The sequence below is a fragment of the Flagellimonas sp. S3867 genome, assembly GCF_014698935.1.
Classification (GTDB): domain Bacteria; phylum Bacteroidota; class Bacteroidia; order Flavobacteriales; family Flavobacteriaceae; genus Flagellimonas.
In genome coordinates, this window is the sequence record NZ_JACVMN010000001.1 from 237,668 (window position 1) to 251,738 (window position 14,071).

Annotated in this window: 11 protein-coding genes; 4 read left to right on the forward strand and 7 right to left on the reverse strand. The window is 35.9% G+C overall.

Going from position 1 to position 14,071, the window contains the following annotated elements; translation table 11 throughout:
• Nucleotides 1-10 precede the first annotated feature (10 nt).
• Nucleotides 11-1,234, reverse strand: coding sequence for a DegT/DnrJ/EryC1/StrS aminotransferase family protein (locus tag IAG46_RS01060; protein WP_190808469.1), 1,224 nt, complete (start codon nucleotides 1,232-1,234; stop codon nucleotides 11-13).
• Complete coding sequence (locus IAG46_RS01065) at nucleotides 1,231-2,361, reverse strand: glycosyltransferase family 4 protein (RefSeq protein ID WP_190808470.1); 1,131 nt, start codon at nucleotides 2,359-2,361, stop codon at nucleotides 1,231-1,233. Before IAG46_RS01065 ends, IAG46_RS01060 begins: the two co-directional genes overlap by 4 nt.
• Before the next feature lie 230 nt (nucleotides 2,362-2,591).
• Here IAG46_RS01065 and IAG46_RS01070 point away from each other — a divergent pair, with 230 nt between their 5' ends.
• Genes IAG46_RS01070 through IAG46_RS01080 form a run of 3 tightly spaced genes read left to right on the forward strand, consistent with a single transcriptional unit; the run spans nucleotide 2,592 to nucleotide 7,733 of the window.
• On the forward strand, nucleotides 2,592-4,538 hold the full coding sequence (locus IAG46_RS01070; protein WP_190808471.1) for a nucleoside-diphosphate sugar epimerase/dehydratase: 1,947 nt from the start codon (nucleotides 2,592-2,594) through the stop codon (nucleotides 4,536-4,538).
• Between the two features lie 24 nt (nucleotides 4,539-4,562).
• On the forward strand, nucleotides 4,563-5,327 hold the full coding sequence (locus tag IAG46_RS01075; protein ID WP_190808472.1) for a polysaccharide biosynthesis/export family protein: 765 nt from the start codon (nucleotides 4,563-4,565) through the stop codon (nucleotides 5,325-5,327).
• 39 nt (nucleotides 5,328-5,366) lie between these two features.
• Nucleotides 5,367-7,733 carry a tyrosine-protein kinase family protein gene (locus IAG46_RS01080; protein ID WP_190808473.1) on the forward strand — a complete coding sequence of 789 codons (2,367 nt, stop codon included), beginning with the start codon at nucleotides 5,367-5,369 and terminating at the stop codon, nucleotides 7,731-7,733.
• Here the strand turns inward: IAG46_RS01080 and IAG46_RS01085 are convergent, their stop codons facing one another.
• From IAG46_RS01085 to IAG46_RS01095, 3 genes are all read right to left on the reverse strand, one after another.
• A complete protein-coding gene (locus tag IAG46_RS01085) occupies nucleotides 7,734-8,477 on the reverse strand; it encodes a tyrosine-protein phosphatase (protein WP_190808474.1) in 744 nt (247 codons plus the stop codon).
• Between the two features lie 86 nt (nucleotides 8,478-8,563).
• Nucleotides 8,564-9,928 (reverse strand): tRNA uridine-5-carboxymethylaminomethyl(34) synthesis GTPase MnmE, encoded by a 1,365-nt coding sequence (gene mnmE / locus IAG46_RS01090; protein ID WP_190808475.1) that lies wholly within the window; start codon nucleotides 9,926-9,928, stop codon nucleotides 8,564-8,566.
• A gap of 134 nt (nucleotides 9,929-10,062) precedes the next feature.
• Complete coding sequence (locus IAG46_RS01095) at nucleotides 10,063-10,875, reverse strand: hypothetical protein (RefSeq protein ID WP_190808476.1); 813 nt, start codon at nucleotides 10,873-10,875, stop codon at nucleotides 10,063-10,065.
• A 342-nt stretch (nucleotides 10,876-11,217) separates the two neighbouring features.
• Here IAG46_RS01095 and IAG46_RS01100 point away from each other — a divergent pair, with 342 nt between their 5' ends.
• Nucleotides 11,218-11,583 (forward strand): DUF4870 domain-containing protein, encoded by a 366-nt coding sequence (locus IAG46_RS01100; protein ID WP_190808477.1) that lies wholly within the window; start codon nucleotides 11,218-11,220, stop codon nucleotides 11,581-11,583.
• Nucleotides 11,584-11,660: 77 nt separating this feature from the next.
• Here IAG46_RS01100 and IAG46_RS01105 read toward each other — a convergent pair whose 3' ends face one another.
• Nucleotides 11,661-12,728: a hypothetical protein gene (locus IAG46_RS01105; protein WP_190808478.1), complete on the reverse strand. Its 1,068-nt coding sequence runs from the start codon at nucleotides 12,726-12,728 to the stop codon at nucleotides 11,661-11,663.
• Nucleotides 12,729-12,912: 184 nt separating this feature from the next.
• Complete coding sequence (gene dnaN, locus IAG46_RS01110) at nucleotides 12,913-14,031, reverse strand: DNA polymerase III subunit beta (RefSeq protein ID WP_190808479.1); 1,119 nt, start codon at nucleotides 14,029-14,031, stop codon at nucleotides 12,913-12,915.
• Between the last annotated feature and the right edge of the window lie 40 nt (nucleotides 14,032-14,071).

Genomic DNA, 14,071 nt, shown 5'->3' on the forward strand with positions numbered 1-14,071 from the left:
CTCTTCACAACTAGATACTTGGTTGTAACTCAATTACTTTTTGTACAGCTTCTGAGACGCTATTACAAACATATTCTAACTCTTTTTCATTCAATTGGGGATATATTGGCAGTGATATTTCATTTTTATATTGTTCAAAAGCGTTTGGGAAAGAGGAGATGTCATAACCCAAATTTTTGAACAAGCTTAAAAGAGGAAGAGGTTGAAAATGAACGTTTACCGCAACACCTGTTTTGGAAATTTCCTCTATGATAAGATCTCTTTGGGATTCTGAAATTCCATTTACTCTTAGGGCATACAAATGACAAGAAGAAATGGTGCCCCCTGATTTGAATGGAGGTAGAATGCTCCAATCTTTGTTTTTGAAGTAATTGGAATAGAATTCGAAAATTTCTTTTCGCTTGGGTAAAATATGATTTCCATAAACTCTTAATTGTCCTAACCCAATAGCAGCCAATACATCTGGCATATTGATTTTCAATCCAGGGTATATAATGTCGTACCGCCAAGCCCCAGCCTTACTTTTCGTAAAAGCATCTTTTGTTTGCCCATTTAAAGAGTAACACCGTAATTGTGAATAAAGCTCGTCATTGTTGAATGGCTGGGGAAGATTCAAACAAATGGCACCTCCTTCAGCAGTTGTGATATTTTTTACGGCGTGTAGGGAAAAAATGGTTACATCAGTTAATTTCCCCGAAGATTTTCCCTTGTATTCAGCACCTAGAGAATGGGCCGCATCTGAAATCACTAATATTCTGCCTAAACGACTTTGAATCTCATTTTCAGCGTTAAAAATTTTTGATTTTTCTTGCACCAAATTGTTGATAGCGTCATAATCACAAGGCCAACCTGCAATGTCTACAGGAATTATGGCTTTGGTATTTTTGGTAATTGCCTTTTCAATATTGGTTGCGGAAATATTAAAATCATCATTTACATCTACCATTACCGGGGTTCCACCAGCATGAATAACACTTAGGGCGGTTGCAGAATAAGTATAACTAGGAATAATTACCTCATCTCCTTGTTTAAGCCCAAACCATTTTAGCATTAATATAGCAGCGGAGGTCCATGAATTTACACAGAGTACCCTTTGGACTTTTGTGAATTCTTCAATTTGATATTCTAACTCCTTAACCTTTGGGCCCGTTGTAATCCATCCAGAATCCAAAGAATCCATAACCTCTTTTTTTATTTGTTCGTCGATATAAGGTGGTGAAAATGGTATTTTCATGAGAATTCAGGTTTAATAGGGTTTACTGTATTATTAAATTCGAGGATATTTTTATACAAAGAGATATATGCTTCGGTAATGTTCTTAAGTGAAAATTGATTCACATGCATTTTCGCATTTTCTGCATACCTGCGATAGGAATTGCGGTCCAATTCCATTTTTATCATTGCTTTACTTAATGCATTTGAATCGTTTACCGGTATTAAAATTCCTTCTTTGTTATCTCTTATGATTTCACGTGTGCCTGGAACGTTAGATGTTATTGAAGGAATTTTTAAAGCAGAGGCCTCCAACAAAACTCGAGAAAATCCTTCTCTAAATGTTGGTAAAACGAAAACATCCGAATGTTGCAAAAGTTCCGGAATATTCTTTTGAGGACCCAACCATTCTACATAATGTGAATATTCATCCAATATATCAGAGTTAAGCCTTTTAGAGTTTTCTTCTAGGGGGCCTACTAGAAGAAATTTAAATTCATGACCTAAGTCTTTGCAGATTTTAGCAGCCTCCAAATAATTTATGATCCCCTTCTCATAAACTAATCGACCAATACAAATGAAAGTGAACACCTCGGTCTCTTTCTTGATGTATTTAGAAAATAAATCCAAATCAATACCACTTCCATATATCAATGAACTAGTATCAGAAGCCACCAACTTTTTCTTTAGAAAATAACCTCTATCATCCTCATTTTGAAAAGTAGTATGTGACACCCTTCTTTTAACAGATTTGTGAAGTATTGAATAAAGGAAACGAAGGATTCTGAATTTAAAATCATTTGACATGAAAATAGTTCCCAATCCTGTTATGGTTCTTACCATTTTAGTTCTTGGACTAGCATAAGAAAGAGGTGCTAAAAAGGCCGGTTTTGTATCGAATGTTTGAATAATATCAAACTCTTCAAGTTTGAATATTTTTCTATACTCCAAAATGGTCTGGAAATCTGAAAAAGGGTTTAAACTTCTATTGAGTTTGTATTTTATAAATTTGACTTTGGGTGGACAATCAAACTTGATAGTACCCATAATTGTAACATCAAATCCATTGTTAGCAAGCAATTTTGCCAAGCCTAAACGCTTGTTTGCATCTTCACTTCCAAGTAGACATATTTTAATTTTTCTTACCATTAAGATATGGGTGCTAGGCATTGGCTGGAACAAATATCATTAATATTCGAAACAAAATATTGATGTGCGGTAACGTTTTGGTTAAAATGACCTTTTTCCATGTTATGTGGTATTGTTTACATCATTTATAATGTCTAATTTTCAGTTAAGCGATAATAGAGTTGCTTTTGCCGATTTAAACAGTTCCTAGGTTTATTCTTTTTTACATTTGTGCTGCAACATACCCAAATATGACAAACCACTATTTAAAGTCACTTGTGTTTAAAAACCTGACCAACCATGGGTCAAAATGGACTGTCTTATTCATAGATCTTTTCCAAGTTGGTGTTTCCTTTATGCTTGCATATTTTATTAGATTCAATCTGAGTTTTGATTTTGATGTTCAGATGCTGTGGAGTCAATTGCCCGTTATTGTTTTATTCTTTCTAGTGGCCTTTATTATATCAGGCAGTTATAAAGGCGTTGTACGGCATACAGGTATAAAGGATGTATATGCAATATTCAATTCGGTTTGTTTAGCTAGTATAGGAGTAATAGTATTTGTGTTGGCCAATAGGTATATGGGATTACTCGATAATTTTACAATTCCACTATCCATTATTATAATAAACAGTCTATTGGCTTTTGTTGCTTTGACGGCGTCAAGATTTGTATTTAAAGTGTGTTTTGAACAGCTAATGATGAACAACCAAACACCAGTAAAAAATATAATGATTTATGGTGCTGGTGAATCTGGAATAATCACATACAACACACTTGTTAACCATTCCAAGATTAAGGTTAAAGTGGTTGGTTTTGTAGATAATAGTTTGCAAAAAGTTGGGAAGCACATCAATGGTGTTAAGGTATTTGATAAAGCTAAACTTACGCCTGATTTTGTTCATTTCAACAATATTTCCGAAATAATATTTTCAATTCAAAATATTAACCCTAAAAAGTTTCGAAGCCTGGTTAATGAGGTGGTTGAGTTACCGGTCAAGGTTAAAATAGTTCCCCCTGTTGAAGATTGGATTAATGGAGAACTTAAAATTTCTCAGATAAAAAATGTTCAAATAGAAGACCTGCTGGACAGACCTCCAATTGAAATAAAAAATAGCAAGGTTTCAAGGGACTTTGAAGGTCAAGTTATTATGGTAACTGGAGGAGCTGGTTCTATTGGCAGTGAGCTTGTTAGGCAAATTTGTAGATATAGATACCAAACACTTATTGTAATTGACCAGGCGGAATCTGCACTTTATGATTTACAGCAAGAACTAAGACAATCTGGTTTTCACAATTTTATTCCAATTGTAGGAGATATCAGGGACAAAAATAAAATGAGAGTTTTATTTGAGGAACACAAACCCAATCGGATTTTTCATGCTGCAGCATACAAGCATGTACCTTTAATGGAGTGTAATCCCTACGAGGCGGTTAAAATTAATGTGGCAGGCACTAAGACCCTGGTAGATTTAGCAGTGGATTATAAGGTTGAGAAATTTATTTTTGTTTCAACAGACAAAGCTGTGAATCCTACTAATGTGATGGGAGCAACAAAACGAATTGCAGAGATTTATATAAGTTGTAGGCAACAAGAAGGTCGGACCAATTTTATTACCACAAGGTTTGGGAATGTTCTGGGATCCAATGGCTCGGTAATACCTCTATTTAGAAAGCAAATAGAAAAGGGAGGTCCCTTAACAGTTACTCACAAAGATATAACCCGTTATTTCATGACGATACCTGAAGCTTCTCAGCTTGTTCTGGAGGCAGGAGCTATGGGTAAAGGAGGTGAAATCTTTATTTTTGATATGGGCGAGTCCGTTAAAATAATGGATTTGGCAAAAAATATGATTCGATTATCCGGATTGAAATTCCCTGAAGATATAAACATTAAGATAACAGGTTTAAGGCCAGGTGAAAAGTTATTTGAAGAGTTATTGGCTAATGGCGAGAATACATTGCCCACATACCATGAAAAAATAATGATAAGCAAAGTAAGGGAAACAGATTATGTAAATATCAGAGCTATGATTGACGAGTTATGTGTTTCAAATCTATTCTTCAAGGAAAATATAGTTCAATTAATGAAAAGTATCGTCCCAGAATATATTTCGAGAAATTCCGATTTTTGTAAATTCGACAAAAAGGAAGAATTACTTAGCAAAAAAGAAAACAAGGTGATAATCACCAAATAATATACCAAATAACACTGACCTTATATGATTGCGAGAATTAAAATTGTAGGTATACTTACGTTGATTTGTTTTTTCACATCTTGTGCACCAAGGCAAGATGTTGTTTATTTTCAGGATGCAAGTCAATTTGAGACTCTGGTGGAAGAAGGAGCGTTTAATACCAAGTTTAAGGTGGATGATTTGGTAAGCATTCATATATCAACATTAGATCCGGAGGCAAGTGCACCTTTTAATCTATTTCGTGGAGCTGAAGAAGGTGGCATTAGAGCGCAGCAAGTTAATTATCTTGTGGATAAAAATGGTGAAATTGATTTTCCTGTAATTGGAAAGGTAAAGATTGTCGGTCTTTCACCGAGCGAAACTAGAGCACTTTTACGTGATAAGTTGACGGATTATCTTAAAAATCCTATCATTAATATTAGAATTAGAAATTTTACCGTAACTATTTTAGGAGCTGTGAACAGGCCTGGCACCTATCCTGTTAATGGTGAACAGATTACAATAATGGAAGCGTTGGGATTGGCCGGTGATATAAATATTAAGGGAAGAAGAGATAATGTAATGGTAATAAGAGATTTTGATGGCACCAAGGTTTACAATAGAATCAATTTGAATGAGAAAAATGCCCTTAAATCCCCAGTATATTATCTAACTCAAAACGATGTTGTATATGTGGAGCCGAACAAATCTGGAAAAACAGAATCAAGTCTTGATCAAAGAGCTTCAATTGCTATCTCAATAGTTTCAATAATTGTTACATCCACGGTGATTCTACTGACCAGAAATTAAATTAGAGAAGTTAAATAATTTACCCTATTCACCCCAAGTATGAGCGAATCTAAATTAGATTTAAAAAGCCTTATAACGGATTATGTAAAGCATTGGAGATGGTTTTTGTTCAGTGTTGTTATCACTATTGGCTTAGCATATTTACATCTTAGATATACTGTTCCTCAATACGATGCCACAGCCAAAATACAAATCATTGAAGATAAGGGGGCATCGTCAGAACTGAGTGTTTTGCAAGATTTGGATATTTTTTCTGGAGGGAAGGCAAAAGTAGAGGATGAAGTTGAAATTCTTAAAGCCCGAAGCAATTTTATTGAAATTGTACGAAAGTTAAAACTCAATGTTAGGTATTTTGTTGAAGGAAATGTCATGGACAGTGAGTTATATGGGCAAGAGAGCTTCCCGTTCATCATTAACTTTATGGCCGAAGACTCTATTGTTAACAAATCTCAGCACGAATTCTATATTGACTTAAATTCTGCCACTTCATTTTTGTATACAAGCCAGGAGGACCAAATACCGAAAAGCTATACTTTTGGATCTAATATTAAAACCAAAATTGGGAACATAATTTTGGTTCCCAATGTTGATCAACTCGATGATTTTTTAAATCAACGTTTAAAAATTGTAATAAACCCCATACCTAAAGTAGCCCTTAATTATCGATCTAGAACCAGAATTAGTTCTGCTGATAAGTTGATGTCCAACATAATCAATATTTCGTTGACGGATGGTGTACAAAGAAGGGCCATCGAGGTAATTAACCATTTGGTTGAAATTAATAACTCAAATGCCGTAGCCGATAAAAAGGCCATCGCGGACAAAACTTTCAGATTCATCAATGATAGAATAAATGAGATATACTCTAGTTTGTCCTCGGTTGATGAAACAGCTGAAACATTTAAAGCGAGCAGAGGAATTGCTGATTTAGGTTCCCAATCCAGCGTTAATTTTCAACAAAGTGCTGCGAGCGAGCATGAGCTACAAAATGCAAATATCCAACTGAGCATTGCCAATTCTATGAAAGAATTGATAAATGGCCAAGATGATTATGATGTTATTCCAGAGGTTGGTCTTGCGGATCAGGGTATTTCTGGGGCTGCGCAGCGCTATAATGGTCTCGTGGCGCAAAGGAATAGACTTTTGGAAAGTTCAAATGTGAAAAATCCAGTTATAGTTAAATTAGATCAGCAATTAGAAAGCCTTAAAAGAGGTATGCAATCTAGTTTGAACAATGTATCAAACAACCTAAATCTTCAAGTCAATAGCTTAAATAAACAGCTCTCGCAAATAAATTCCAGAATATATGCTGCTCCAGGTAATGAAAGAGCATTGAGAGACATTTCGCGTAGACAACAAACAACGGAATCTTTATATTTATATTTACTGCAAAAGAGAGAGGAGTCACAAATAACATTTGCCTCTGCCGCTCCTAAATCCAAGGTGGTAGATTATGCATATGGCTCCAATTTACCGGTTTCACCAAAACCTAAAATTATATATATAGCTGCTTTATTGCTAGGGGTTATAACTCCGTTTTCCATAATTTACCTTAATCAACTAATTGATAGTAAAATTCATAATAAGATTGATTTAGAAAAAATCGTTGGGGATATACCTGTGTTAGCTGAAATTCCCAAGATTGGTAGAAAAGAAGAAAAACTGGTAAAGGGTGAAGATAGATCTGTACTTGCTGAATCTCTTCGTATATTAAGAACTAATGTTGATTATATTTTTCAGTCAAAGAAAAAGAACAATGGGGGCAAAGTCATTTTTGTCACCTCTAGCGTTCCAGGAGAAGGAAAGACCTTTTTGTCTTCAAATCTTTCATTGATTTTTGCGAATACCGGAAAAAAGGTTCTCCTGATAGGAGCTGATATTAGAAATCCCAAGATTTACACTTTTTTCCCCAATGACAAGAACGCTGGGGCAACCAGCATTTCCAAAAGATCTGCTAAAGTTGGGCTGACAGAATATTTGAGCAACTCGAATTTTCAATTCATGGATATTGCTAATAAGTTAAATGTAGATTCGGGTACCATAGATGTGGTGTATTCGGGAAAGATTCCACCTAACCCGGCGGAACTGCTTATGAACAATAGAGTTCAAGAATTATTTAGTACAGTCTCGGAGTTGTATGATTATGTTATAGTGGATACTGCGCCTTTGATGGTGGTTACGGATACATTGCTTATTAGTAAACATGCAGATCAGATTTTGTATGTTACCAAAGCAGGAGTTACCGAGAAAAAAGTTCTCGATTTTCCAGCTAAACTCTACGAGGAAGGTAAGTTAAAAGGTTTATCATTTGTTGTTAACAATGTAAAAGCCTCAAATTTGGGCTACGGTGGCAAATATGGATATGGTTATGGCAAAACCGTTAAAAAATGGTGGAACTTTTCTTAATCAATAAAATGTGTGAATTGTTTTTTCAATTATTGGTAAAATCCTTTGTAGCATAGAATTGGATATTTTTACATCCTTTATCAAAGAAAGCTGTCGGATGTTATGAACATCAGAGGCAATAAAATCTACCAATCCATTTCCCAATAGATTTTGAGCACATTTTTGGACCTCTTTTCCGTAAACTTCTGAAGCAAACGACAGCAGATTTACCTGAAACAAAACACCTTGCGCTTTGAGTGATGAATAGACTTGCTTCCTTTGGTGAAAATATGCATACCGTTCTGGGTGGGCCAATATTGGAAAATAATTATGGCTAAATACTTTGGTAATAGCGGCATCAAAATTAATCGATGGTTGTAAATACGACATTTCAACCAGCAAATACCGGCTCTGAATCGGTACTACGTTTTTATCCTCCAAAATAGTTTCAAAATTCTCATCGATCATATGCTCCGCTGCAAAATCAACATGAACGTTATCCAAGTTGCGTCTTTTTAGCTCTACCTGTAGTTTGAGATAAGAACTTTTTATTGTTTCTGGAGTGTTTTGGTAATAATTGTGCATGATGTGTGGGGTACAAATAAAATTTGTGATCCCAAGATTTCTAAATCCATTTATCAACCCAATTGATTCCTCTACGGTTTTGGCACCATCATCAATACCTGGAAGAATATGGTTATGGATATCCACCAACCCATGAAGGTAATCTGCCAAAAAATTTTTTCTTAGGAAAAAACTGAACATGATTAAAATTTGGATGATAAAGATAAGGTATTCGAGTAAGTAACCTTATAGCCAAATTTGATAAGCCATGCCCAAATCCCAATCGATTATTTACCGATACAGAAGTTGGAAAAAATGTTGCCTAGCAAGTCATCAGTAGTGACGCTTCCCGTAATTTCTCCAAGGTGATGCAACGACTGCCGAATATCAATGGCTATTAAATCGCTTGATAAACCTATATCCAATCCTTCTTTCACCTTCTGAATTTCTTCTAAAGCATTCAAAAGTGAACCATAATGCCTACTATTTGTTACAATAGTTTCACCACTGCTTAGTTTTCCAGAATCTACCAATGAAAGCAACTTTTGTTCTAGTCGGGATATTCCAGTTTTCATTTTTGCAGAAAGGAATATAGTATTTGGCAGTATTTTTTTAATGGAATCTATTTCAGAATCAATCAGTATATCCATTTTGTTGCAAATAGGCAAAAGTTCTTTCTTTGGATATTGACTTTTTATATTTTCATATTTAGAAGTGTCAGTGTTTAACCCATCAAAAAGATAGATGATCAATCGTGCTTTTTTGACTTTGTCAAAAGTACGTTCAATACCAATTTTTTCAACTTGGTCAGAAGTCTCTCGGATTCCAGCGGTATCTATAAACCTAAAATTAATTCCTTTGATGCTTATTTGATCTTCAACCGTATCGCGAGTTGTTCCTGCTATGGCACTAACAATGGCCCGTTCTTCATTCAAAAGGACATTTAAAAGTGTGGATTTACCCACATTTGGTTCCCCAATTATGGCTACGGGAATTCCATTTTTAATGACATTACCCAACGCAAATGAATCAATCAACCTTTTAAGAACCTCACTGATTCGGTTTAAAAGTTGATTAAACTGCTCCCGATTAGCAAACTCCACGTCTTCTCCAGAAAAATCAAGTTCCAATTCAATTAGTGATGCAAAATCCAAGAGTTCAGCCCTGAGAAGTTGAATCTCATTGCTAAAACCACCTCGCATTTGTTGCATGGCAATTTCATGGGAAGCTTTACTATCGCTTGCGATTAGGTCGGCAACTGCTTCTGCTTGACTTAAATCCATCTTTCCATTTAAAAATGCGCGCAGGGTAAATTCTCCGGCAGTCGCCATTGTACACCCTTTACTTAAAAAAAGCTGGATAATCTGCTGTTGTACATACGGAGAACCATGGCAAGCGATTTCCACCACATTTTCGCCTGTATATGAATTGGGGGTTCTAAAAATAGAAATTAGCACCTTATCCAAATCTCTGCCATTCTCAACTATATGACCCAAGTGTACCGTATGGCTTTTTTGGGTTGCCAATTTCTTGTTACGGATAGATCTAAATTGAGCATCAACAATTTTTATTGACTCAGATCCAGAGATTCGAATAACGGCAATTGCACCTATTCCAGAGGGAGTTGCCAATGCAATGATTGAATGATCCATGATGTGCAAAATTACAAATTACCTTTCTCCCACCCATATTATACAGCACTTAATAACATTCCATTCTAATTTGGGACATGTCTGCATAAAAAAAGGAGGGTTTTACCCTCCTTTTAATTATATGAATTATATGTTTACCATCTACTCCACCATTTCCATTTGCGTTTTTTATAGTAGTGACCACATTTTTTGTACTTTCCGTGATGTTTGTACCATCTACCTTTACATCTACGATAACATTTTCTTTTGCATTCCTCTTTACATTCATACTTATAAGGTACAATCAAACTTTGCTGATCGTTTTCTGGAACCAAAATGACACCAATGTTTTCACCAGATTCAGGCTCATATCCTTCTCCTTCAGATAAAGCTAAATCTACTAACTCCATAGCTCTGTCCTGATCCCAATCGCCCAATCCATTACAGCTGTTACAAGACTCTCCTTCTACCAAAATCCAAATGGCCGCTTGAAAATCTCCAAACGTATAGGAGCTACTGCTACCATCTAAAATGGATTCCAACAAATCAGAATTAAGCAACCAATTCATGGAATCAAAATTCTCGGTAACCTCAAAGGGATATCCAGATAAATCTGAATAACTAGAAAGAATGGAAACTATTTCAAAACAAGAGTTATCAAAACCTAAATCCTCATCAATACACCATCCTGGGTACGTTCCTGCCAATGAGGTATCGCTAATTTCAATATCCCAATATGCACCTGTTGCAGAGGTAGAACCCTGTCCTGTTATACAAGCGTTTGCAGTACTAGGAAGGTTTTCAAGGACGTCCAACCGGCAATTGCTTGTGCATTTTCTCTTTTTCTTATACCTATAAGAATGATTAACTGCTTCTAATGAAGAATCTTCAATTTCAGAGACATCTTCTTTTTCGCAGCTGGCAAAAGATATTGTAAGTGCCAGGGCTAAATAGTAAATTTTTTTCATAATCGGTTGATTTTGCGTATTTAATGGTTTTAACAAAATTCTAGCTATTTCGGCGGATTTCCAGTAGAATTGGGTGAACAGGCCATATCTCTGGATGAGATGCGTCAAAGGGTTTTATTTCGACTATTAAAATCTTATTTTTCTTACAAAAAATTAGTTTTTAGATATAATTAGAATTATTTTTTATTTATTAATAAATTGATTATCAGCAAGTTAAATTTTAAAGTACCGGTGAGGTGTCAAAATCATAGATGGAGTGTTAATAAATTAGGTTTTAGTACTGATTTGTAACGTTTTACAAAAAGGGTATACGTATATATTGAATCATTAAATCAATCAAAAATGGAAGTCATTAATCAAAATCAAAACGTTTTGCGAAAGGATAATACACTGTTGTCTATTGCACACCTTACCCAGTTATTACACTATGTAACCGGGTTTGGCGGTTTCATTGTTCCCCTGACCATCTGGTTAACATCTAGAAAAAATGTTGAGAGTATGGATGAGCACGGTAAAGCGATAGTCAATTTTCAATTAAGCTTACTATTGTATCTGATAATAAGTGTTCCCGCAATTTTACTGTTTGGATTGGGAATTCTAGGACTTATCGGAGTAGGAATTTTGGGTTTTGTTTTACCTATCGTAAATGCTGTTAAGGCTTCAAATGGAGAATCACCATCATTGTTTTTAACTATTCGGTTTATATAGGACAAAATAAAAGCCAAGGCTTGCTATGCCTTGGCTTCAGATATGATTAATAATTTATTTTGAATATAACCTTTATACTAATCTTCTTCTTCGCAAACAACTGCATGCGCAATAACATATATTTCATCGCCTAAATCTTCCTGAATACTATATTGACCTGGCGCAACAGTGGTCTTCCCTTTTTTGTTAGTAGGGAACATGGTGTTTCCGGCATAAGTGTGTGTTTCATTAACTACCACACCATCCAAAAAGTTATATGCCACTTCAACTTCACCGCCAATATAGGACACATCAACGGTACCTACAAAAGTGCCTTTTGAGATATCGCACTTTCCTGCACCAGCATATATTTCATAGGATTCATTATGGCCATCAGAAATGGGCCCTATTGTCCAGCCCCATCGTTTAAATCCATTGTCAATAAAACAATTATCCCCGTTTGTTTCTCTTGCAAAAGCTGTTTCGCAAGAAGCTAAGGCTGGCTTACATTCCAATTTATAAGGAATCAATAAACTTTGTTGATTATTTTCAGGATTCAATACTATGCCAGTGAAGTCTCCGGATGCCGGAACAAAACCATCTCCTTCGTTCAAAGCTCTGTCAACAATCTCTTGGGCCCTGTCAGCATCCCAATCACCAAGACCAGTGCAATTTATGCAAGGCTCACCTTCTACCATAATCCATATTGCTGCTTGGAAATCACCATAGGTGTAGGGAGTTCCATCTCCGGATGTTGTACCTATTATTTCTTGATTCAAGAGCCAGTTCATGGAATCAAAATTATCTGCCACTTCAAATGGTAGACCACTTAAATCTTCGTAGCTAGAAATTACATCAGCTTGAAAACAAGAAGTATCAAAACCTAAATCCTCATCAATACACCATCCTGGATAAACACCAGCCCAAGTTCCATCAAGAATTTCAATGTCCCAATAGGCTCCAGTTGACGAAGTAGCCCCCTGCCCTAAGATACAAGCATCAGTAATTTCTGGAATGGGAGCCAAAGATTCTTCTAAGCAACCATCTTCAGTTGTGATTCCTGCGCTAATCTTGGTATCCTCCAAGCTACTTCCTGATGGTTCAGTTTCACAAGAATAGAAACCAACTGTTGTTACAGCCAAAATGGCGAAAAGTAATTTTTTCATGTTTTTCGATAATTTAGTTAACGTTTAATGGGGAGTTGATCAAATCTAATGAGAATGTCTCTGAGCCTTAAAAAACCACGGTAAACTGTTGATAAAGTCGGTGAAAAACAGGTAAATCCAGCTAGATTTCGAATTCTAACAATACGTTTATTAAAAATGTAGGAAGTGGCTTACTTACAATAAGTTATGCATTCAGCATAACCGGCATAACCAGCATGGTGACCAGTTCGCCTTCATCCAGTCCATCTACTGGAGTTAAGATTCCTGCACGATTGGGCAAACTCATTTCCAGAGATACATCATCAGATGTTAAATTGTTAAGCATTTCAACCAAAAATCTGGAATTAAACCCAATTTGCATATCATCACCTTGGTACGAACATGACAACCTTTCTTCAGCCTTGTTGCTGTAATCAACATCTTCGGCAGAAATATTGAGTTCAGCCCCTGCTATTTTCAGGCGGATTTGATGCGTGGTTTTATTGGAGAATATAGAAACCCTACGGACCGAACTCAAAAATTGGTTTCTTGAGATGGACAATTTATTCGGATTCTCTTTTGGAATAACCGCTTCGTAGTTGGGGTATTTACCATCGATAAGCCTGCAAATTAATTCAGAATTTTCAAAAATAAACTTGGCGTTGCTGTCATTGTACTCGATGGTGACCTCTTGTTCTGATCCCGATAAAATACCTTTGAGGAGATTCAACGGTTTTTTGGGCATGATAAATTCCGCAACTTGAGATGCAGAAACATCGTTTCGTTGGTATTTTACCAATTTATGCGCATCCGTCGCCACAAAAGTGAGATTCTCAGGAGAAAACTGAAAAAAGACACCACTCATTACAGGTCTTAAATCATCATTGCCCGCGGCAAAAATGGTCTTGTTAATGGCCATTGCCAAAACATCTCCCAAAAGGGTAGTGGAGCTCGGATTTGAAACTTCAACAGCTTTTGGAAATTCGGCCCCATCAGCATAGGCCAATGCATATTTACCGTGATTAGAACTTATTTCAACAGTATTGTTATCCTCCACAATAAAAGTCAACGGCTGTTCTGGAAAGGTTTTTAAGGTATCTAACAACAACCTCGCCGGGACGGCAATGGTACCTTCGGCATCGGAATCAACTTCCAAAACAGAACTCATTGTGGTCTCCAGATCAGAAGCTGACACTGTCAACGTATTCTGTTTTAGATCAAATAAGAAATTATCAAGAATTGGCAAGGTGTTGCTATTATTGATAACACCTCCTAAAACCTGCAGTTGTTTTAATAAATATGTACTTGATACGATAAACTTCATTAAAGAAATTCTTTTAGCATTGGTGCCCTTAAGGTTAAGA

Excerpts from the sequence above, each read along its gene's own strand:
- IAG46_RS01060 (WP_190808469.1), bottom strand. The coding sequence starts at position 1,234 with ATGAAAATACCATTTTCACCACCTTATATCGACGAACAAATAAAAAAA.
- IAG46_RS01085 (WP_190808474.1), bottom strand. The coding sequence starts at position 8,477 with ATGTTCAGTTTTTTCCTAAGAAAAAATTTTTTGGCAGATTACCTTCAT.
- IAG46_RS01080 (WP_190808473.1), top strand. The coding sequence starts at position 5,367 with ATGAGCGAATCTAAATTAGATTTAAAAAGCCTTATAACGGATTATGTA.
- IAG46_RS01105 (WP_190808478.1), bottom strand. The coding sequence starts at position 12,728 with ATGAAAAAATTACTTTTCGCCATTTTGGCTGTAACAACAGTTGGTTTC.
- dnaN (WP_190808479.1), bottom strand. The coding sequence starts at position 14,031 with ATGAAGTTTATCGTATCAAGTACATATTTATTAAAACAACTGCAGGTT.
- IAG46_RS01100 (WP_190808477.1), top strand. The coding sequence starts at position 11,218 with ATGGAAGTCATTAATCAAAATCAAAACGTTTTGCGAAAGGATAATACA.
- IAG46_RS01095 (WP_190808476.1), bottom strand. The coding sequence starts at position 10,875 with ATGAAAAAAATTTACTATTTAGCCCTGGCACTTACAATATCTTTTGCC.
- IAG46_RS01065 (WP_190808470.1), bottom strand. The coding sequence starts at position 2,361 with ATGGTAAGAAAAATTAAAATATGTCTACTTGGAAGTGAAGATGCAAAC.
- IAG46_RS01075 (WP_190808472.1), top strand. The coding sequence starts at position 4,563 with ATGATTGCGAGAATTAAAATTGTAGGTATACTTACGTTGATTTGTTTT.
- mnmE (WP_190808475.1), bottom strand. The coding sequence starts at position 9,928 with ATGGATCATTCAATCATTGCATTGGCAACTCCCTCTGGAATAGGTGCA.
- IAG46_RS01070 (WP_190808471.1), top strand. The coding sequence starts at position 2,592 with ATGACAAACCACTATTTAAAGTCACTTGTGTTTAAAAACCTGACCAAC.